Raw genomic sequence first — 19,423 nt, 5'->3', positions numbered from 1 at the left:
CGCCCCGTTCCCACCCGGTGCCGATGCCCGTGGCGCCGGGTGGAGTCCCTCCGGGGAGTCCGGTCAGACCGCGACCGTCTCCTCCATCTCCTCCTCGGCCTCCTCGGCTTCCTCGGCCTCCTGCGGCGCCTCCACCGGACGGCGCCCTCGCCCCTCGTACATGGCCGCGGCCACCAGGGCGGCCCCGCCGAGCAGCAGCCAGACGAGCAGGGTCACGACGTGCCCGCCGAGGCCCGCGCCGCCGTCGAAGTACATGATGCTGCGCGCTCCCTCCAGGAAGCCCGCGCCCGTCCAGAAGCCGTGCAGGCCACCGAAGAACCCGTTCTGCAGTTCGGGCCGGTAGATGCCGCCGGAGGAGGTGAAGTTCAGCATCACGAACAGCACCATCAGGGCCAGCGTGGTCCACTTCTTCAGGAAGCTGTGCAGGCCGATGCCGATCAGCACGATGCCCGCCGAGTAGAGCCAGCCGAGCGCCCAGATCGCCGCGTAATCGTGGTCGACCACGTGGAAGACCGGCCCGGCGGTGACGATCCCGATCACGCTGACCACCAGCGAGACGGCCACTCCGACCAGCGCCCGGATCTTCACGCTCAGCCCCGCGCCGGCCGCGCCGATCGCCGCGACGCTGGCGTAGGAGCCGATGCTCAGCGCGACCAGCAGGAAGAACAGGCCCTGTCCGGTCGGGTCGCCCTTGGCCGGGGTGGTCAGGTCGGTCACGTGCAGCGGCACGCCCTGCCTGTCGGTGACGTTGGTGAACACCGCGGTGGCGGCCACCACGGAGGTGTCCGAGTTGCCCTTGGCGACGATCAGTTCGGGGCTCTTGGCGTCCGGGACGAAGGCGCCCACCAGGTCCCGGTCGCGCAGCTGCTGCTCGGCGGCGGCCCGGTCGTCCACGGTGCGGACGTCGAGCGCGTCCCCGGCCTTGCCCTGGATCGCCTGCGCCAGGCCCTGCACCTGCGGCGTGGTGCCGACCACGGCCACCTTGAGGTGGTGCGGCTCGGGCTGGTGGAAGGCGCCCTGGTAGGCGAGCGCCATGCCCAGGCACATCAGCAGCGGGGTGATCAGGTGGGTGGCCAGGTGCTTGAGCGAGTGCCCCAGGGTGGGCGCTGCGGCGGGGTTCCGGGGTGTGCTCATGGCGTTCGTACCGTCCTCCGGTGGTGTCTCTCGGTGACGAGAAGGTGGGAAATGCAACCAATGCAGGTGGTAAATGCAACCATCTATCGATGTAGCTTACAACTATCCGACATCATTCGGAAGCCTGACCGCCGACCGGCCGCCGACCGCGGACCGACCGACCGGCGACCGACCGGCGACGGGCCACCGACCGACCGGCGGCCAGGCCCTGCCCGGGGCGACCGTCAGCCCAGCTCGAACACCCCGTACGAGAACCCGTCCGCCCGCAGCTCCCCGTCCACCAGCCGCACGCCCTGCACCTCCAGCGGCCGGACGCCCCGCGCCCACCGGTCACCCTCCGGCAGGCCCGGCAGCCGTACCGACGCCGGCTCCCGGCCCGGGTTGACCGCCACCAGGTACCGCCCGGCCCGGGTGTACACCAGCGGGTAGCCGGCGTGGCGGACCTCCAGCCCGCCGGCCGCGCCCAGCCCCGGGTGCGCCCGGCGCAGTGCGATCAGCCGCCGCACGGTGTGCAGCAGCGAGGTCGGGTCGGCGCGCTGGGAGAGCACGTCCGGGCGGTGCGGGTCCGGGTCCACCGGCAGGTACAGCCGCTCGGGCGGGGCACTGGAGAAGCCCGCAGTCGGGCCGGGCGTCCACTGCATCGGGGTCCGCGAGCCGGCCCGGTTGAACCGCGGGCCGAGCACGCTGCCCTCGGTGTCGGGCAGGCCCGGCAGGTAGCGCATACCGATCTCGTCGCCGTAGTAGACGGCCGGGAGGGTGGGCCAGGTGAGCAGGAAGGCGAAGGCCGGGGCGAGTTGCTCCGCGCCGCGCGGGCCTGTGGCCAGGCGGGAGAAGTCGTGGTTGGCGGTGGGCAGCACGATGTGCCCGCCGCCCTCGGTGAGTTCGGCCGCCGAGCGCCAGGCGTCCAGGAAGGGCTGCGGGGTGCCGCGGCCCTCGGCCTCGAAGTAGCAGGCCTCCTGGTGCCAGAACCCCTCGACCGTCCCGCCGTTGTTGTTCCAGAGCGAGCGCAGCGGCAGCCCGTGGTCCTCCCCGCCGAAGTGCAGGAAGAAGTCCGCGTGGAAGCCCGCCGCGACGGCGGCGGCCGGGTCGCCCCACTCGGCGAGCAGAGCGGCCTCGGGGTGGCCGCGGTCCAGCCAGTCGCGCAGCTCGGTCCAGAGCTTGGCGGTCTCCGCCTTGCCCGGGTCGTCCTTGACCAGCGAGTACGCCATGTCCACCCGGAAGCCGGACACCCCGAGGCCGAGCCAGTGCGTCATGATCGCGCGCAGCGCCGCCCGGTTGGCGCGCGGGCCGTCCGCGTCCACCGCCTGCCGCCAGGGCTCCTCCGAACTGCTGCGCGCGTAGCCGAAGTTGAGCGCCGGCTGACAGTCGAAGAAGTTCGGCCGGTACCAGCCGGGGCGGCTGCCGGGCGAGGCCACGAAGCCGTCCACCGGGCGGTCGGACCAGATGTAGCGGTGGTCGGACGGGTCCTCGGCGGAGGCCAGGAACCAGGGGTGGCGGTCGGAGGTGTGCCCGGCCACCAGGTCCAGCAGGACCCGGATCCCCCTGCGGCGGGCGGCCTCGACCAGGGCCACCAGGTCATCGGTGCCGCCGTAGCGCGGGGCGGGGGCGAGGTAGTCGGTGACGTCGTACCCGGCGTCGCGGAACGGCGAGGCGAAGCAGGGGTTGAGCCAGACGGTGTCGATGCCGAGCCAGGCGAGGTGGTCCAGGTGCCCGGCGATGCCGGCGAAGTCGCCGATGCCGTCGCCGTCGGAGTCGGCGAAGCTCTGCGGGTAGATCTGGTACAGCACGGCGTCGGCGAGCCAGTCGGGGCCGGGGCGGGTCGAGGTCATGGGTGGTTCCTCCTGCCGGGGTCCGGGGGCCCGGGGCTGGCCGGGCGGGGCTGAGCCGGGGCGGGCTCGGCCGGGGCCGAGCCGGGTGCCCCCGATTCTCGTCCAATCCCGGCCGTCCCGACAGCCCGCCTCGCCCCGTCACCGCCTTCGCCACGGGGCCCGCACCCGCGCTGCCTTCTTCACGGGGCCCGCACCCGCACTGCGTTCTTCACGGGACCCGCGGCGACGGCGCCCCTACGAGGCCGCCGCCGCGCAGGCCGCCGTGAACGCCCGGGCCCGCCGGGTGATCTCCGCCCAGTCCCCCGCCGCGACCACATCCGGCGGCACCACGTCCGTCCCCGCGCAGACCGCGAGCGCGCCGTGCGCCAGAAACTCGGCGGCGTTGCCCGCGTTCACCCCGCCGGAGGCCACCAGCGGCACGTCGGGGTAGGGGCCGCGCAGGTCCTTGAAGTAGCCGGGGCCGAACGCCCGGGCCGGGAAGATCTTGACGGCGGCGGCGCCGAGGTCCACCGCGTGCGCGACCTCGGTCGGGGTGAGCGCCCCGAGCACCACCGGCACTCCGGCGGCGGCCGCCGCCTCGGCGACCTCGGGCCGGCAGCCGGGGGTGACCAGGAAGGCCGCCCCCGCCTCGACCCCGCGCCGGGCCTGCTCCGCGGTCAGCACCGTCCCGAGGCCGACCCGCCAGCCGGCCTTCGAGGCCTTCAGCAGAAGGTCCGTCACATTCGGTGTGGTGCAGGTGAATTCGGTGAGGTTGATGCCTCCCTCGGCGAGGGCGGCGCAGAGCGCGGCGGCGTCCGGGATCCAGGGTGCGCGGACCACCGCGATCACCGGGTCGTCGCGCAGGAAGGAGCAGCCGGTAGCGGCGGCGGAACCGGTCGCGGAAAGATCGGCGGTCGCGCACGGATCGGTCGCAAACGGACCGGTCGCAAACGGACCCGTCGCGGACGGACCGGCCGGAGCCGGGAGATCGGTCGGGGCGGAGAGCTCGGTCATATGGCCAGGGTTCCTCGATCGGTGCGGCGCAGGGCGCGCCCGGGCCGGGCGCCGGTGGTGCGACCCTGCCGGACGACGGCGGTGCCGTTGACGTACACGTACTCGATGCCCTCGGCGGGCAGCCGGGGGCGCTCGAAGGTGGCGGCGTCCCGGACCTTCCCGGGGTCGAGGAGCACCAGGTCGGCGTGGTGGCCGGGGGCGATCCGGCCGCGCCGGTCCAGCCCCAGCCGGGCGGCCGGGCGGCCGGTCATCCGGGCGATCGTCTCCTCCAGCGTCAGCACACCCAACTCCCGGCTGTAGTGGCCGAGGTAACGGGGGAAGGTGCCCCAGGCCCGCGGGTGCGGCCGGGCCCCGACCAGCAGTCCGTCGCTGCCGACGGTGTGCGCGGGGTGGCGCATGATGGCCCGGACGTTCTCCTCGTGCCCGACGTGCTGGAGGATCGTGGTGGACAGTTCGTCCCGGCGCAGCAGGTCCAGGAACACCTCGGTGCCGGTCCGTTCCTCCTCCTCGGCCAGTTCGGCGACGGTGCGGCCGACCGCGCCGTCGAGCGCGGCCGAGCGGACGCCGGAGATCTGGATCGTCGTCCAGTCGGTGACCACGCCGTGGCAGCCGTCGCTGCCCTTCTCCTCCACCTCGTACCGGATCCTCGCGCACTGCGCGGGGTCGGCGAGCCGCGCCAGCGTCGCGGCCGGGCCGCCCTCGGTGGCCCAACTCGGCAGCAGCGCGGCCAGGGTGGTGGATCCGGGCAGGTAGGGGTAGCTGTCCAGGGTGAGGTCGACGCCGTCGGCGAGCGCCCGGTCGAGAAGCTCCAGCAGCTCGCCGGCCCGGCCCCGGTTGACCCCGAAGTTCATCGTGGCGTGGGTCAGGTGCAGCGCGCAGCCGCTCCGCCGGGCGATCTCCACCATCTCCGCGTAGCCCTCCAACGCCCCGGCGCCGTACGAGCGTTGGTGCGGGGCGTGGAAGCCGCCGTAGGCCGCGACGACGGTGCACAGCTCGATCAGCTCGGCGGTGTCGGCGTACATCCCGGGGGTGTAGCTGAGGCCGCTGGACATGCCGACCGCGCCGTCCAGCAGGCTCTTCGCCAGCACCTGCCGCATCCGGTCGAGTTCGCCCGGGGTGGGCGGACGGTCGGCCCAGCCCATGGCGAGCATCCGCAGCGTTCCGTGCGGGACGAGGTAGCAGGCGTTGACGGCCGTACCGGTGCGGTCGATCCGGTCCAGGTAGCCGGCGACGTCCCGCCAGTCCCATTCGAAGCCGTCCGGATCGCCGTTCCAGCCAGCTATCTGGCGGCGCAGCGCGGGCAGCGTGACGTCGTCCACCGGGGCGTAGGACAGGCCGTCCTGGCCGAGGACCTCGCAGGTGACGCCCTGGGTGACCTTGGCCGGGTGCTCGGGTTCGAGCAGCAGGGCGAGGTCGGAGTGGGCGTGCATGTCGATGAAGCCGGGGGCCAGCACCAGGCCGTCGGCGTCCACCCGGTCGGGCGCGTCGAGGCCCTCGCCGATCTCGGTGATCAGACCGTCGGCGATCCGGACGTCGGCCCGGTAGCGCTCCGCGCCGGTGCCGTCCACCACGGTGGCGCCCCGGAAGACCGTCGCGCCGCCGCCGTCCCGCCCACGCCCGGAGGCCGTTCTCTCCCCGGGCATCAGAAGAACGTCCTGACCAGGCCGGTGACCTTCGGCTCGGCCGCGTCCGCGGAGTCCAGCACCGGGATCGCCGTCCACTTGTCGAAGGCCGTGCACGGGTGCGAGACGCCCAGCCGCAGCACCGCGCCGATCGGCGCGAGGTCGCCCGCGTCGCGCAGGAAGGCGTGCTGGTCGTTGAGCGCGGTGATCCGCGCCGCCGTTCCGGTCAACTCCGCACCGCCGCGCACTCGTTGCGGCTCGGGCAGGCCCTCGTCGAAGGGCAGGTCGCGCTTGCCGGCGTCCAGCAGCGCGAGCTGCGGCTCGGGCCGGGACACCACCCGGGCCCAGCCGTGCAGCGCGCCGCGGAACGGCGTCCGCCCACCGTCCCGGGCGAGCGGCGAGATGCCGCGGTAGAAGCCGTCGTCGTGGGCGATGTACGCGCCCGAGCGCAGCACCGTGAACGCCTCCGGCAGGTCCGCCAGCTCCTCGACCACCAGGTCGAAGTAGGCGCTGCCGCCGGCCGAGACCACCGGCCGGGTGCCGTCCGGGTAGGCGCTCGCCAACCGGCCGTGCAGGTCGCCCAGCTCCCGCAGGTAGCGGCGGACGGCGGCCAGCCCCTCCGCCGAGGCGTCGTGCGCGATCGCGCCCTCGTACCCGCCGACGCCCGCCAGGCGCAGGGTGGGGGCGCGCAGCACGGCGGCGGCGACCTCGACGGCGGCGTCCACGCCGCGGGCGCCGGTCCGTCCGCCGGGGCCGCCGAGCTCGACCAGCACCTCGACCGGCCGCTCGGCGCCGGCGGCGCGCAGCGCCTCGTCCATCAGCCGGACGCTCTCGGTGGAGTCGACCCAGGCCAGGAAGGCGAAGTCCGGGTCGGCGGTGAGTTCGTCGGCGAGCCAGGCGAGGCCGGCCGGGTCGAGCAGGGTGTTGGCGAGCAGGATGCGCTGCACCCCGAAGGCCCGGGCGACCCGCACCTGGGGCAGGTTGGCGAGGGTGATGCCGTGGCTGCCGGCGTCGAGCTGCGCCTGCCAGAGGGCGGGCGCCATGGTGGTCTTGCCGTGCGGGGCGAGCGCGACGCCCGCCTTGGAGCACCAGTCGGCCATGGTGCGGACGTTGTGGTCGACGGCGGCGCCGTCGAGGGTGAGCATCGGGGTGCCGAGCGAGGAGAGGGTGGGGCCGGTGGCGAGCCATTCCCGGGTGCTGCGGCCCCACGACTGCGGTGGAGCGGCTTTGAACCGCCAGTCGAGCGGTTCGTCGGCCAGGGCGGCCACCGCGCCACGGGCGATGCCCGGTCCGGTGACACTGCTTGCGAAGGTCTGCTCCACCGTGTTCCTCCATCCGCACAGGTTGCAACATGTGCAACGAGGGTTGCATATGCTGGCAACACGGTTCTAGCATCGGCGCCGGATCAAGGTCAACGGACCCGACTCCCGGTCAACGGGGTCGGCTCGCGTGAGCGCTCTCGGACGAGGCGGCACTCACACGCTCACACGCAGCGGAGTCGACCCGGTGGGCCCGCTCTCGACGGAACGGCCGCAGACGAGGAGCCCCGCACATGCCGCGACAGGACACCCAGGGCCCGACCCGCCCCGGCCCTCCCCCGACGGCCGTGTGCGTGGGCGAGTCGATGGCCGTCCTGCTGCCGGACCGCCCGGGCCCGCTGGAGTCGGTGGAGAGCTTCCGGCTCTCGGTCGGCGGAGCGGAGTCCAACGTGGCGGGCGCGCTGGCCGCCCACGGCGTGCCGACCGCCTGGATCAGCCGGGTCGGCGACGACGGCTTCGGCCGCCGGCTGCTCGCCGAGGTGGCCGCCCGCGGCGTGGACGTCTCGGCGGTCGCGGTCGACCCGCACCGCCCGACCGGCCTCTACCTCAAGGAGGTCGGCGGAAGCACCGGCGACCACCACGACCTCGGGCCCGGCCGCAGCCGGCTGCACTACCACCGGCGCGGCTCCGCGGCCGCCGCGCTCTCCCCCGACCTGCTCGCCGACCCGGCCGCCGCCGCCCTGCTGGCCGGCGCCCGGCTGCTCCACCTGTCCGGGATCACCGCCGCGCTCTCCGACGACTGCCTCGCCCTGCTGCGCGCCCTGCTCGCCGACCGCCGCCCGCGCCGCCTGGTCAGCTTCGACCTCAACTGGCGCCCCTCGCTCTGGCGCGAGCGCGACCCGGCCGTGCTGCCGCCGCTGCTGGACGCCGCCGACCTGCTGCTGCTCGGCGCCGACGAGGCCGAGGCCGCCTTCGGCACCGGCGACCCGGCCGCCCTGCGCCGCCGCTTCCCCGCCCCGGCCACCCTCGTGGTCAAGGACGCCGCCCGCCAGGTGACCGCCCTGGAACGGGACGGCACGGCGGTCACCGAGCCGGCCCTCGCGGTCGAGGTGGTCGAGGCGACCGGCGCGGGCGACGCCTTCGCGGCCGGCTACCTGGCCGGCACCGTCCGGGGCCTGGACCAGCGGCGCCGGCTGCGGCTCGGCCACCTGAGCGCCGCCTGCGCGCTGACCGCCCACGGCGACCAGGCCGAGCTGCCGGACGCCGCCGTGGTGGCCGCGCTGCTCGACGCCTCGCCTGCCCAGTGGGCCGCCACCCGGGTCACCGCGGAGGGCATCACCGGCCCGACCCTGCCCGCCGACGGCGCGCGTCCCGCGGACCGCACACCGTCCGCCGGACCGCCACCGTCCGCCGACCGGGCCCGGGCACAATGAGCGGGAACCCCGGCCCTCGAAGCGGAGCACGATGAGTCAGACCGTCACCCGCGCCCTGCGCATCCTCGCCGAGCTCGGCGAGGGCGAGCGTTCCCTCGACCAGCTCGCCGAGGTGCTCGGCGTCCACAAGACGACCGTCCTCCGACTGCTCCAGAGTCTCGAAGAGGAACGATTCGTCTATCGCGACGCGAGCTACCGCTACCACCTGGGCGCCGGCCTCTTCGCACTCTCCGGCCTGGCCCTGGAGCAGCGCGGCGTGCGCCGGATCGCCGCCCCGCACCTGGCCGAGCTGAACGCCGCCACCGGCCAGACCGTGCACCTGGCCGCCTACGAGGGCGGCGAAGTGGTCTACATCGACAAGTTCGACTCCCGCCACCCGGTGCGGATGTACTCCCGGATCGGCCTGCGCGCCGCCCTGCACAGCGCCGCCGTCTCCAAGGTGCTGCTCGCCGACCTGCCGCTGCCCGAGCGGCGCCGGGTGGTGGCCGGGATCGACTTCACCCCGCACACCGCGCGCACCCTGACCACCCCCGAGGCGCTGCTCGCCGAGCTGGAGAAGGTCGCCGCCCAGGGCTGGGCGCAGGACCACGCCGAGCACGAGGCCTTCATCAACTGCGTGGCCGCGCCCGTCCGGGACGCCAGCGGCCGGGTGGTGGCCGCCGCCTCGATCTCCGTCCCGGACGTCGTCCTGCCGTACGAGCAGGTGCTGGACCTGCTCCCGCAGCTGCTCGCCACCACCCGCGCCGTCTCGGCCGACTGCGGCCGCCCCGACCACAACTGACGAACCGTCGACACAGTTAAGGAATCCGAATCCCATGACCTCCGAGCACCTCCGGAACGGCGAGAAGACCGAGATCCGCACCGACGGCGCCCCCGCTCCCGCCTGGATGTTCTCCCAGGGCGTCCGCAAGGGTCCGATCCTCCAGGTCTCCGGCCAGGGCCCGCAGGACCCCGCCACCGGCGAGTACCTGCACCACGGCGACGTGAAGGCGCAGACCCGCCGCACCCTGGAGAACGTCAAGGCCATCGTCGAGGCCGGCGGCGCCACCGTCGAGGATGTGGTGATGTTCCGCGTCTACCTGACCAAGCGCGCCGACTTCCCGCTGATGAACGAGGTCTACGCCGAGTTCATCGACGAGAACGTCAAGCCCGGCGGCGTGAAGCCGTGCCGCACCACCATCTTCGTCGAGCTGCCGCAGGAGCCGATGCTGGTCGAGATCGACGCCCAGGCCGTCATCGGCTGACGCACCGCCGCACCGCCGCACCGAGGGGCCCGGACGCCGCAGTCGCGTCCGGGCCCCTCGCCCGTCCGGCGGCCTGCTTGCCACACCCCCACCCGCACATTAGGTTAGGCTCACCTAACTAACTGGAGGTCCGTCCATGAGCCTGCCCACCGGCGACACCGAGGTCCCCGAGCCCACCACCGCCGAACGGATCCACAGCCTGCTCGGCACGACCTCCTCGCTCACCGTCCGCGCCCTCGGCGAGCACCACCACCTGAACACCCCGGTCTCCGTGCACGGCTCCCGACTGCGCCTGCGCACCGCCCTGGACGACCCGCTCACCACCGCCGCCATCGGCGCCGCCGACGGTCTCGCCGTCGTCCTCGACGTCACCGACATCGCCCCCGTCGCCGTCCGCGACCGGGTCCGCGCCCGCCTCACCCTGGCCGGCCGGCTCCACCTGGCCCACCTCGCCGACGACGGCCTCGGCGTGCACCTGCGGGTGGACGTCGCCCACGCCGTCCTCGCCACCCCGTACGGCACCGGCGCGATCACCGCCGCCGACCTCGCGCTCGCCGGCCCCGACCCGCTGGCCCGGCACGAGGCCGCGCTGCTCACCCACTTCGCCGACGACCACGCCGAGGCGCTCGACGTCCTCACCCGGCTGCTCGACCCGGCCGTGCTCACCCACGACCCCGAGGTCCGCCCGCTCGCCCTGGACCGCTACGGCCTCGTACTGCGCCTGGACCACCCGCACGGCCACCGCGACGTCCGCCTGGTCTTCCCCGAACCGGCCCGGGACACCGAGGACTTCGGCCACCGGATGCACGCGCTGCTGGCCGCCGCCCAGTACGGCCTGCCGGTCCACCGGCGCTGAACCCGGCGCACCGCGAGCGCCGGCCGGTCACCGCTCGACCGCACCCCCAGCACCACCCGCCCGGTCACCGCTCGACCGCGTCCTCCAGCACCACCCGCCCGATCCGCGCGTACAGCTCGGGCCGCCAACGGCGCACCGCCAGCGCCAGCCCGACCCCGCCCGCGAACACCCCGATCACCAGGTACGGGATCAGCCGAAACAGCAGCGTGTGCGCCGCCGCCCCGGCCGCGGCGTCCTTGTTGAGCACCAGCAGCACCACCACCCCGGCCATCGCCACCCCGCCCACCAGCGGTGCGACCAGCGTCCGGAACCAGTGCGCGGTCTCCGGGTGCCGCCCCCGCACGTGGAAGTACCCGACCACGGCGAAGGAGCAGAGCGTCTGCACGACCAGGATCGCCATCGTCCCGAGCAGCGCCAGCAGCGTGTACAGGTGCGCGTACGGGTCCATCCCGGCCGCCAGGAACCCCGCCACCAGTCCCACCGCGATCACCGACTGCACCACCGAGGCGACGTGCGGCGAACCGTGCCGCGCATGGGTGCGGCCGAGCGCCGGGTGCAGCAGCCCCTCCCGGCCGATCGCGTACAGGTACCGGGCCGCGCACTGGTGGAAGGCCATCGCGCAGGCGAACGAACCGGTGACGACCAACCATTGGAACACCTTCACCGCCCAGGCCCCCAGGTGCGCGCCGAGCGGGTCGAAGAACAGGCCGAGCCCGGCCGCCGCCGCGCCCGAACTCCCCACCCCCCTCAGCGCGTTCAGCGGGTTCACGGCCTCGACCACGATCCCGTCCGGCCCGCCGCCGGAGAACAGCACCGCGAACGAGACCGCCCCCAGCACCCCGATCTCCAGCACCAGCGCGACTCCGAGCACCTTGGCCGTCAGGTGCAGGTCGAACCAGGCCGTCACCCCGATCACCGTCGCCCCGAACAGCGCGTGCCAGCCCCAGCCCAGGTCCACCCCCAGCTGCGAACGGACCAGTCCTCGCAGCGAGTACGCGAAGAAGCCGAGGGCCGAGGCCTCGGTGACGACGTACGCCAGCACCGCGAGCAGCCCCGAGGCCATCCCGACCACCCGGCCCAGCCCGTGCGAGACGTAGCCGTAGAACGCGCCGGCCGCGGTGATGTGCCGGGCCATCGCCACGTAGCCGACCGAGAACACCGTCAGCACCACGGTCGCCACGATGTACGCGGCGGGCGCGCCGGCGCCGTTGCCCTGCCCGACGATGATCGGCAGGTTGCCCGTCATCGCGGTGATCGGGGCCGCGGTGGCGAGTGCCATGAACACCACGCCGACCAGGCCGACCGAGTCCGCCTTCAGCCGGTCGACGCCGCCCGTCCCCGGCCGCTCCCGCCCGGCCCTCTCCCCCGCCACGTCCCCGCTCCGGACCGCCATCCGGCCTCCTCGCCTCCCGGACCCGCCCGACCGCCGGACCGGCCGGACGCTGACCGTCCGACAGCATGGCGCGCCGGAGCGGCCCCGCGAGCGGGCCGACGGCCCGCCGGAGCGGTCGGGTTGACGCCGCGTTCGACCGGTCGAACGGCGCCCCGGAACCGCCGGACGGGCGGGGCACGACCGGGCACGACCGGGCGGGTCCGGAACGGCAGCGGCCGGCCCGGCCGTACGAGGAGGTCCTCGTGCGGCCGGGCCGGCCTGGGCGTGTCCCGCGCCCATGTCCGCCGTGCGGCGATCACCCGGTCGAGCGGTCACCCGACATGACCATCCCGGAGGATCGATTCGCCCCGCAGCAGCGGTGGTTCAGAAACCCTCGGGGCTCAGCGGCCCCGGGTCAGAGCGCGACGCCGTGCGCGCGCAGGTAGGCGACCGGGTTGATGTCCGAGCCGTACTCCGAGCCGTTGCGGATCTCGAAGTGCAGGTGCGGGCCGGTCACGTTGCCGGTGGCGCCGGAGAGGCCGATCTGCTGGCCGACGGTGACGGTCTGACCGATCCTCACGCCGATCGAGGAGAGGTGCGCGTACTCGGCGTAGTGGCCGTCGGCGAGCTTGATCTCGACCTCGTTGCCGTAGGCGCCGCCGTTGCCGGCCTTGACCACGACGCCGTTGGCGACGGCGCGCAGCGGGGTGCCGGTGGAGGCGACGAAGTCCTGGCCGGTGTGGTGGCCGGAGGCCCACATCGAGCCGGCCACGCCGTAGGCGGTGCCGAGCTTCGCGTTGGCCAGCGGGGCGACGAAGCCGGAGGTGGCGGCGGCGACCGGAGTGGCGGTCACGACCGGGGCCGGAGCGGCGACCTGCAGCTGGGTCTGGAGCTGGGCGGAGGGCTTGGCGGCCTCGGTCTTCACCTGGACCTGGGCCTGCGGCTTGGCGGCCTGGGTCGCCGGAGCGGCCGGCTGGGCGGGCTTCGCCGGGGCGGCCGGCTTGGCCGGGGCGGCGTCGGCGGCCGGGGCGGCGGCGTGGCCCGACAGCGCGAGCTGCTGGCCCGGGAAGATCAGGTTCGGGTTGGCGCCGACGACCGAGCGGTTCTGCTCGTACAGCGCGTGCCAGCCGCCCTCGACGTTCTTGGCGTCGGCGATCTTGGACAGGGTGTCGCCGCTGACGACGCGGTAGCTCTCCTGCGCGGCCGGGGCGGCCGGGGCAGCGGCCGGCGCGGCCGACTTGGTGTCCGTGGAGGCGGGGGCCTGCGCGGCCGGGGCGGCCGGAACGGCGTGGGCCTGGGCGCTCACCGCGGTGACGAGCGGGAGGGCGAAGGAGACACCGGTGACGGCGGTCGCGATGCCGATACGGGCGGCGCGGGGCAGGGCGATACGACGAGCCTGAGCAGGCATGGAATTTTCCTCTCCGACGCCTGCGAGGTGAGCTGTCGGGTTCGGGCTGGAGTTGCCCGGCCGCATGCGCGGCTTCACCCCTAGCCGGTCCTGGACGCCCGCGCCCTGAGGCGCGAACTCCGGTCCGGCGACTTACCTGTGGGTCCCCCGCTCCTGCCGTACAGAGTTCGTTTCGAACCACCGGGCAGCGGCAGGACTCGGCGTTCCACCCGGGGGATCCGTCCGGACTGGCCGGGCGGTCGCTGAACTAAAACCCATCCGTTCGGGTGAAGCAATGTCGATCTTTGAAAGGGCAACCATCTCCCCCGTTCCGGTGACCCTCCGCAGACCGGACCCCACGGTGCGTACACAACCCATTCACCCCCCGCCACTGATCCACGACCCTGCGCCGAGATCGGCGACGGACCGCAGCCATCCGTTCACGCACCGCCGACCGTCAACACACCCACCGGTGACCCTTGTCACGTGCGCCCCGGCAGCGCAGGATTCGCCCGTGGCCACCTCCGAGGCCGGCACCCTGCGCCTGGGCACCGCGCAGGGTCGCTGGGTACTACTGGCGACCGTGCTCGGCTCCAGCATGGCGATGCTCGACGGCACCGTGGTGAACGTCGCCCTGCCCCGGATCGGCGCCGACCTCGGCGCCTCCCTGGCGTCCCTGCAATGGACCCTGAACGCCTATCTGCTCACCCTGGCGGGCCTGATCCTGCTCGGCGGCGCGCTCGGCGACCGGTACGGGCGGCGCAAGGTCTTCCTGATCGGCGTGGTCTGGTTCGCCATCGCCTCCGCGGCCTGCGCCGCGGCGCCGAACATCCACGTGCTGATCGCCGCCCGCGCCGTCCAGGGCATCGGCGGGGCGCTGCTCACCCCCGGCTCGCTCGCCATGCTCCAGGCCGTCTTCCACCCCGACGACCGCTCGGCCGCGGTCGGGCTCTGGTCCGGCCTCGGCGGGGTGTCCGCCGCGATCGGCCCCTTCCTCGGCGGCTGGCTGGTGGACGGCCCCGGCTGGCGCTGGATCTTCCTGTTGAACCTGCCGCTCGCCGCCGCCGTGATCGCGGTGACCACCCGGTCGGTGCCGGAGACCCGGGACGAGGCCGCCACCGGCCGCTTCGACGTGCTCGGCGCCGTGCTCGCCGCCCTCGCGCTCGGCGCGATCACCTACGCGCTGACCGCGGCCGGCGAGGGCCTGTCCCCGGCGGTCTGGGTCAGCGGGGTGATCGGGGTGGTGCTCGGCGTCGCCTTCGTGGCCGTCGAACGCCGCGCGCCCGAACCGATGCTGCCGCTCGGGCTGTTCTCCTCACGGCTGTTCACCGCGGTGAACCTGGTCACCCTGTGCGTGTACGCGGCGTTCAGCGGCGTCTTCTTCCTGCTGGTGGTGCAGCTCCAGATCGTGTCCGGGTTCTCGCCGCTGGTCTCGGGCTTCGCCCTGGTGCCGATCACCGTGCTGATGCTGGCGCTGTCCGCGCGCGCCGGGCGCCTCGGCAAACGGATCGGCCCGCGCGTCCCGCTGACCGTCGGCCCCCTGCTGTGCGCCGCCGGGGTGCTGCTGATGCTGCGCATCGGCCCCGACGCCTCGTACTGGGTGGACGTGCTGCCCGCCGTCACGGTGATGGGCTGCGGGATGACGCTGCTGGTCGCGCCGCTGACGGCGACCGTGCTGGCCGCCGTCGAGGTCCGGCACGCCGGCATCGCCAGCGGGGTCAACAACGCCGCCGCCCGCGCGGCCGGCCTGCTCGCGGTGGCCGCCCTGCCGGCGCTGGCCGGGCTGAGCGGCGACGCCTACCGGGTGCCCTCCGCGGTCGACTCCGCCTTCCACACCGCGATGCTGATCTGCGCGGGCCTCCTGGTGGCCGGCGGGCTGATCGCCGCCGCGACCGTACGCGGCAATGTGCTCGCCCCCGAGGAGCAGCCGGTGGCCGAGCCGAACTGCGACTGGCCGTGCGGACCGACCGCCCCGCCGCTCGACCCCGGCCACGTCCCCACGACGCGCGAGGGCCCCGCCACCGGTCCGGCGGCAGGGCCCTCGACTCTGAACTGACCGAACGTCAGAGGATGTCGGCCGGCGCGTACTTGGCGGCCTCCGGGTAGGCGGCCGCGACGGCCTCCACCTGGCGGACGACCTCGGCGACCTGGGCACCGGCCGCGCCGGTGAAGGACAGCCGGTCGGCCAGCAGCGCGTCCAGCGCGGCCCGGTCCAGCGGGATCCGCTCGTCGGCGGCCAGCCGGTCCAGCAGCTCGTTCTCCCGGGCGCCCGCGCGCATCGCCAGCGCGGAGGCGACGGCGTGCTCCTTGATGACCTCGTGCCCGGTCTCCCGGCCGACGCCCGCGCGCACCGCGCCCATCAGCACCTTCGTGGTGGCGAGGAACGGCAGGTAGCGGTCCAGCTCGGCCTCGATCACGGCGGGGAAGGCGCCGAACTCGTCGAGGACGGTCAGGAAGGTCTCCAGCAGGCCGTCGAAGGCGAAGAACGCGTCCGGCAGCGCGACCCGGCGCACCACCGAGCAGGAGACGTCGCCCTCGTTCCACTGGTCGCCGGCCAGCTCGCCGGTCATCGAGGCGTAGCCGCGCAGGATGACGGCCAGGCCGTTGACGCGCTCGCAGGAGCGGGTGTTCATCTTGTGCGGCATCGCGGAGGAGCCGACCTGGCCCTCCTTGAAGCCCTCCGTGACCAGCTCGTGGCCGGCCATCAGGCGGATGGTCTTGGCCAGGCTGGACGGCGCGGCGGCCAGCTGGACGAGGGCGGTGAGCACCTCGAAGTCCAGCGAGCGCGGGTAGACCTGGCCGACGCTGGTCAGCACGTTCTCGAAGCCGAGGTGCCCGGCGACCCGGCGCTCCAGCTCGGCCAGCTTGTCGGTGTCGCCGCCGAGCAGGTCCAGCATGTCCTGGGCAGTGCCGACCGGGCCCTTGATCCCGCGCAGCGGGTAGCGGGCGATCAGCTCCTCCAGGCGACGGAAGGCGACCAGCAGCTCGTCGGTGATCGACGCGAACCGCTTGCCCAGGGTGGTGGCCTGCGCGGCCACGTTGTGCGAGCGGCCGGCCATGACCAGCTCGGAGTGCTGGGCGGACAGCTTGGCCAGACGCACCAGGACGGCCACCGTGCGGTCGCGCACGTGCTCCAGGGACTGGCGGATCTGGAGCTGCTCGACGTTCTCGGTCAGGTCCCGGGAAGTCATTCCCTTGTGGATCTGCTCGTGCCCGGCGAGGTCGCTGAACTCCTCGATCCGGGCCTTGACGTCGTGGCGGGTGACCCGCTCACGGGCGGCGATCGAGCCGAGGTCGACCTGGTCGATCACCCGCTCGTAGTCGGCGACGGCGGTGGCCGGCACCTCGACGCCGAGGTCCTGCTGGGCCTTCAGGACGGCGAGCCACAGGTGGCGCTCGAGGACCACCTTGTGCTCGGGGGACCACAGCTGGGCCAGGGTCGCCGAGGCGTACCGGGAGGCCAGGACATTGGGGATCTGGGGCTTCGCGCTCACGCTTCGCAAGAGTAACAGCCGAGGTCACGCCGAACGTCGGCGGCTGGGGTAGGCTGGGTCAATTGAGCGCCTTTCAGATGGCGCACCAAAACCTTCTCACCGCAAGGATACCACACCGATGAGCGAACATCCAGCGGTCGCGGGAAACCCCGGCGACGCCCTCGCCACGGCCCTGCGCACCGAGCAGGCCCGCCTCACCCGGCTCTACTCCCGGCTCGACACGGTGCGCGAACGGGCCCGCCGCACCGCCGACGGCGCCCACGACGGAGCCGCCCCCGGCGGCACCCACCAGGCCCGGCTGGAGCGCGAGGTGCGCGCCCGCGAGGCCGCCCGCCAGGCGGCCCGGCTGGACGCGGTCGAACGCGGCCTGTGCTTCGGCCGCCTCGACGAGCGCGACGGCACCGTCCACTACATCGGCCGCACCGGCCTGACCGACGACGCGTACGAACCGCTGCTGCTCGACTGGCGCACCCCGGCCGCCCGACACTTCTACACCGCGACCCCCGCCCGTCCGGGCCCGGTCGTGCGCCGCCGCCACCTGCACACCCGGGGCCGCACCCTCACCGGGCTGGACGACGAGGCGCTCGACCTCGCCCGGCTGGACGAGTCCGGCCGGCGCGGCCTGGTCGGCGAGGCCGCACTGCTCGCCGCCCTCGGCCGCGAGCGCACCGGCCGGATGGGCACCGCCGTCGCCACCATCCAGGCCGAGCAGGACCGGGTGATCCGCTCCCCGCTGCCCGGCGCCCTGGTGGTCCAGGGCGGCCCGGGCACCGGCAAGACGCTGGCCGCCCTGCACCGCGCCGCCTACCTGCTGTTCACCCACCGCGCCGCACTGGAGCGCCGGGGCGTGCTGGTGATCGGCCCCAACCCCGGCTTCCTGCGGTACATCGACCAGGTGCTGCCCGCCCTCGGCGAGACCGAGGTGGTGCTGCGCACCGTCGGCGAGCTCCTCCCCGGCGTCACCGCCACCCGCACCGACGCGCCCGCCGCCGCCCTGGCCAAGGGCGGCCCCTGGATGGCCGGGGTACTCCGCCGCGCCCTGGCCGCCCACCAGACGGCCCCCGCCGACGGCCTGGACCTCGGCGACGGGCTGCGGGTCTCCGCCCGGGCCTGCGCCGAGGCCCGGGACGCCGCCCGCGGCCTGCGGCTGCCGCACAACCGGGCCCGCGGCTTCTACCTGAGCACCCTGCTCGACGCCCTCGCCATCGCCCAGGCACTCGCCCTCGGCCGCCCGTACGACGACGAGGAGGCCCACTACGCCCCGCGCGAGCTGTGGGAACGGCCGGACGTCCGCGCCGCGCTCGACCCGCTCTGGCCCCGGCTCACCGCCCGGCAACTGATCGAACGGCTGCTCACCGACCGGGAGTTGCTCACCGAAACGGCCCCCGACCAGGTATCCGCCCTGCTCCGCCCGCCCGGGTCGGACTGGACGGTCGAGGACGTCCCGCTGCTCGACGAGGCAGCCGAACTCCTCGGCACGACAAGGGAATCCGCCCCGACCGACACCCCGACCGACGACACCTCGGACGAACTCGCCTTCGCCCAGGGCGTGCTGACCATCACCGGGCAGACCGACGACGCCCTGCTGGACTCCGCCGCCCTCGCCGAGCGCTTCCGTGACAACGGCCCGTACCGCTCCACCGCCGAACGCGCCGCCGCCGACCGCACCTGGGCGTACGGCCACGTCGTCGTGGACGAGGCGCAGGAGCTGTCCGCGATGGCCTGGCGCGCCGTCCTGCGGCGCGTCCCGACCAGCTCGCTCACCATCGTGGGAGACCTCGCCCAGACCGGATCGCCCGCCGGCGCCCGCAGTTGGGCCGACATGCTCGACCCGCACCTGCCCGGCCGCTGGCGCGAGGAACGGCTGACCGTCAACTACCGCACGCCGGAGCCCGTGATGGCCCTCGCCACCGCCGTGCTGCGCACCGCCCTGCCCGACCACCGGCCGCCCGAGTCCATCCGCCCGGGCACCGAGCGGCCCCGCGCCGTCCCCGTCCCGGACGGCGACTTCGCCGCGGCGCTCACCCGGCTGCCCGGCGGCCCGGGCACCCTGGGCGTGATCGCTCCGGACACCCTGGCGGCGGAGCTGGACGCGCTCACCGTCGCGGACGCCAAGGGGCTGGAGTTCGACGCGGTGGTCGTCGTCGAGCCGGCCGGACTCGCCCCGCGCGACCTCTACGTCGCCCTGACCCGGACCACCCGCTCACTCACCCTGCTCCACCACCGGCCGCTGCCACCGGAACTCGTCGGGCTGCTCTGACCGGGACGGCGCGCGGGCGGCGCGGGCGGCGCGGGCGGCGCGGGCGGCGCGTTCTCTTCTGCGCGCGCTACTGCGCGCCGCCCGTACGGCCGGCCAGTACCGGCAGCACCTGCGCGCAGATGGAGTGCAGCGCGATCCGCTGCTCGTCGTCCATCGCCTCGAAGGCCTGGTGGGTCCGGGCCATCTCGCCGCGGATGCGGTTGAGGATCTCCCGGCCCTCGGCCGTGATCACCACGATCTTCACCCGGCGGTCACCGGCCGCCGCCTCGCGGTTGGCCAGACCCAGTGACTCCAGCCGGTCCACGATCCCGGTGACGTTCGACGCGTCACAGCCCAGCCGGCCGGCCAGCGCCCGCATCGGCACCGGCTCCTGCACCGCGCCCAGCGCCTTGGCCTGGGAGGAGGAGAGCCCGTGCCGGGCGGCGGCCGCCGCGAAGTCCTGGAAGTACGCGGCACCGACGGCGGCCAACGCCTCCATCAACTCGGCGTTGGTCGGTACGGTCGTCGTCGCTGTCGAACCCATGGGGCCAGCGTACGGCC

15 protein-coding genes and 1 riboswitch are annotated in these 19,423 nt (G+C 74.4%); of the genes, 6 read left to right on the top strand and 9 right to left on the bottom strand.

Annotated elements, in window-relative coordinates; translation table 11 throughout:
• Positions 1-63: 63 nt before the first annotated feature.
• The 5 genes from ACFVUY_RS06830 to ACFVUY_RS06810 form a co-directional block, all read right to left on the bottom strand.
• Positions 64-1,134, bottom strand: coding sequence for a hypothetical protein (locus ACFVUY_RS06830; protein WP_387727874.1), 1,071 nt, complete (start codon positions 1,132-1,134; stop codon positions 64-66).
• Between the two features lie 224 nt (positions 1,135-1,358).
• On the bottom strand, positions 1,359-2,963 hold the full coding sequence (locus tag ACFVUY_RS06825) for an alpha-amylase family glycosyl hydrolase (RefSeq protein ID WP_387727872.1): 1,605 nt from the start codon (positions 2,961-2,963) through the stop codon (positions 1,359-1,361).
• 234 nt (positions 2,964-3,197) lie between these two features.
• Positions 3,198-3,956: a bifunctional 4-hydroxy-2-oxoglutarate aldolase/2-dehydro-3-deoxy-phosphogluconate aldolase gene (locus ACFVUY_RS06820; RefSeq protein WP_387727870.1), complete on the bottom strand. Its 759-nt coding sequence runs from the start codon at positions 3,954-3,956 to the stop codon at positions 3,198-3,200.
• Positions 3,953-5,599, bottom strand: a complete 1,647-nt coding sequence (locus ACFVUY_RS06815) for an amidohydrolase family protein (RefSeq protein ID WP_387688228.1) — start codon at positions 5,597-5,599, stop codon at positions 3,953-3,955. The genes ACFVUY_RS06820 and ACFVUY_RS06815 overlap by 4 nt, the downstream gene beginning before the upstream one ends.
• Positions 5,599-6,900 (bottom strand): amino acid deaminase, encoded by a 1,302-nt coding sequence (locus ACFVUY_RS06810; RefSeq protein WP_387727868.1) that lies wholly within the window; start codon positions 6,898-6,900, stop codon positions 5,599-5,601. Before ACFVUY_RS06810 ends, ACFVUY_RS06815 begins: the two co-directional genes overlap by 1 nt.
• 230 nt (positions 6,901-7,130) lie before the next feature.
• Here ACFVUY_RS06810 and ACFVUY_RS06805 point away from each other — a divergent pair, with 230 nt between their 5' ends.
• From ACFVUY_RS06805 to ACFVUY_RS06790, 4 genes are all read left to right on the top strand, one after another.
• Entirely contained in the window at positions 7,131-8,270 is a 1,140-nt protein-coding gene (locus ACFVUY_RS06805; protein ID WP_387727866.1) for a sugar kinase, read from the top strand.
• Between the two features lie 31 nt (positions 8,271-8,301).
• Positions 8,302-9,051 (top strand): IclR family transcriptional regulator, encoded by a 750-nt coding sequence (locus ACFVUY_RS06800; protein ID WP_359907796.1) that lies wholly within the window; start codon positions 8,302-8,304, stop codon positions 9,049-9,051.
• Between the two features lie 34 nt (positions 9,052-9,085).
• Positions 9,086-9,514, top strand: coding sequence for a RidA family protein (locus ACFVUY_RS06795; protein ID WP_387727864.1), 429 nt, complete (start codon positions 9,086-9,088; stop codon positions 9,512-9,514).
• 136 nt (positions 9,515-9,650) lie between these two features.
• Positions 9,651-10,370, top strand: coding sequence for a DUF2470 domain-containing protein (locus ACFVUY_RS06790; RefSeq protein WP_387688236.1), 720 nt, complete (start codon positions 9,651-9,653; stop codon positions 10,368-10,370).
• Between the two features lie 64 nt (positions 10,371-10,434).
• Here the strand turns inward: ACFVUY_RS06790 and ACFVUY_RS06785 are convergent, their stop codons facing one another.
• The gene (locus ACFVUY_RS06785; RefSeq protein ID WP_387727862.1) at positions 10,435-11,763 is read right to left on the bottom strand and encodes an APC family permease; all 1,329 of its coding nucleotides are present in this window, start codon (positions 11,761-11,763) and stop codon (positions 10,435-10,437) included.
• Positions 11,764-12,157: 394 nt separating this feature from the next.
• Complete coding sequence (locus ACFVUY_RS06780) at positions 12,158-13,150, bottom strand: peptidoglycan DD-metalloendopeptidase family protein (protein ID WP_387727860.1); 993 nt, start codon at positions 13,148-13,150, stop codon at positions 12,158-12,160.
• A 2-nt stretch (positions 13,151-13,152) separates the two neighbouring features.
• Positions 13,153-13,353, bottom strand: a riboswitch (cyclic di-AMP (ydaO/yuaA leader).
• Positions 13,354-13,643: 290 nt separating this feature from the next.
• Here ACFVUY_RS06780 and ACFVUY_RS06775 point away from each other — a divergent pair.
• Complete coding sequence (locus tag ACFVUY_RS06775) at positions 13,644-15,185, top strand: MFS transporter (RefSeq protein ID WP_387727858.1); 1,542 nt, start codon at positions 13,644-13,646, stop codon at positions 15,183-15,185.
• 7 nt (positions 15,186-15,192) lie between these two features.
• Here ACFVUY_RS06775 and purB read toward each other — a convergent pair whose 3' ends face one another.
• The gene (gene purB, locus ACFVUY_RS06770; RefSeq protein ID WP_359907812.1) at positions 15,193-16,632 is read right to left on the bottom strand and encodes an adenylosuccinate lyase; all 1,440 of its coding nucleotides are present in this window, start codon (positions 16,630-16,632) and stop codon (positions 15,193-15,195) included.
• Between the two features lie 109 nt (positions 16,633-16,741).
• On the opposite strand from purB, the gene ACFVUY_RS06765 reads away from it, so the two are divergent.
• Positions 16,742-18,883: a HelD family protein gene (locus ACFVUY_RS06765; protein ID WP_387727856.1), complete on the top strand. Its 2,142-nt coding sequence runs from the start codon at positions 16,742-16,744 to the stop codon at positions 18,881-18,883.
• 67 nt (positions 18,884-18,950) lie between these two features.
• Here the strand turns inward: ACFVUY_RS06765 and ACFVUY_RS06760 are convergent, their stop codons facing one another.
• On the bottom strand, positions 18,951-19,406 hold the full coding sequence (locus tag ACFVUY_RS06760) for a MarR family transcriptional regulator (RefSeq protein WP_359907818.1): 456 nt from the start codon (positions 19,404-19,406) through the stop codon (positions 18,951-18,953).
• Positions 19,407-19,423: the final 17 nt, after the last annotated feature.

Source organism: Kitasatospora sp. NPDC058063 (assembly GCF_042885395.1).
GTDB classification, from domain to species: domain Bacteria; phylum Actinomycetota; class Actinomycetes; order Streptomycetales; family Streptomycetaceae; genus Kitasatospora; species Kitasatospora lactacystinica.
Note: the sequence above shows the minus strand (reverse complement) of the source record. Positions and strands in the feature narration are given on the sequence as shown.

What these genes read in the sequence shown, in the direction of transcription:
- ACFVUY_RS06830 (WP_387727874.1), bottom strand. Translation starts at nt 1,134, where the DNA reads ATGAGCACACCCCGGAACCCCGCCGCAGCGCCCACCCTGGGGCACTCG.
- ACFVUY_RS06825 (WP_387727872.1), bottom strand. Translation starts at nt 2,963, where the DNA reads ATGACCTCGACCCGCCCCGGCCCCGACTGGCTCGCCGACGCCGTGCTG.
- ACFVUY_RS06820 (WP_387727870.1), bottom strand. Translation starts at nt 3,956, where the DNA reads ATGACCGAGCTCTCCGCCCCGACCGATCTCCCGGCTCCGGCCGGTCCG.
- ACFVUY_RS06815 (WP_387688228.1), bottom strand. Translation starts at nt 5,599, where the DNA reads ATGCCCGGGGAGAGAACGGCCTCCGGGCGTGGGCGGGACGGCGGCGGC.
- ACFVUY_RS06805 (WP_387727866.1), top strand. Translation starts at nt 7,131, where the DNA reads ATGCCGCGACAGGACACCCAGGGCCCGACCCGCCCCGGCCCTCCCCCG.
- ACFVUY_RS06800 (WP_359907796.1), top strand. Translation starts at nt 8,302, where the DNA reads ATGAGTCAGACCGTCACCCGCGCCCTGCGCATCCTCGCCGAGCTCGGC.
- ACFVUY_RS06795 (WP_387727864.1), top strand. Translation starts at nt 9,086, where the DNA reads ATGACCTCCGAGCACCTCCGGAACGGCGAGAAGACCGAGATCCGCACC.
- ACFVUY_RS06790 (WP_387688236.1), top strand. Translation starts at nt 9,651, where the DNA reads ATGAGCCTGCCCACCGGCGACACCGAGGTCCCCGAGCCCACCACCGCC.
- ACFVUY_RS06785 (WP_387727862.1), bottom strand. Translation starts at nt 11,763, where the DNA reads ATGGCGGTCCGGAGCGGGGACGTGGCGGGGGAGAGGGCCGGGCGGGAG.
- ACFVUY_RS06780 (WP_387727860.1), bottom strand. Translation starts at nt 13,150, where the DNA reads ATGCCTGCTCAGGCTCGTCGTATCGCCCTGCCCCGCGCCGCCCGTATC.
- ACFVUY_RS06765 (WP_387727856.1), top strand. Translation starts at nt 16,742, where the DNA reads ATGAGCGAACATCCAGCGGTCGCGGGAAACCCCGGCGACGCCCTCGCC.
- ACFVUY_RS06760 (WP_359907818.1), bottom strand. Translation starts at nt 19,406, where the DNA reads ATGGGTTCGACAGCGACGACGACCGTACCGACCAACGCCGAGTTGATG.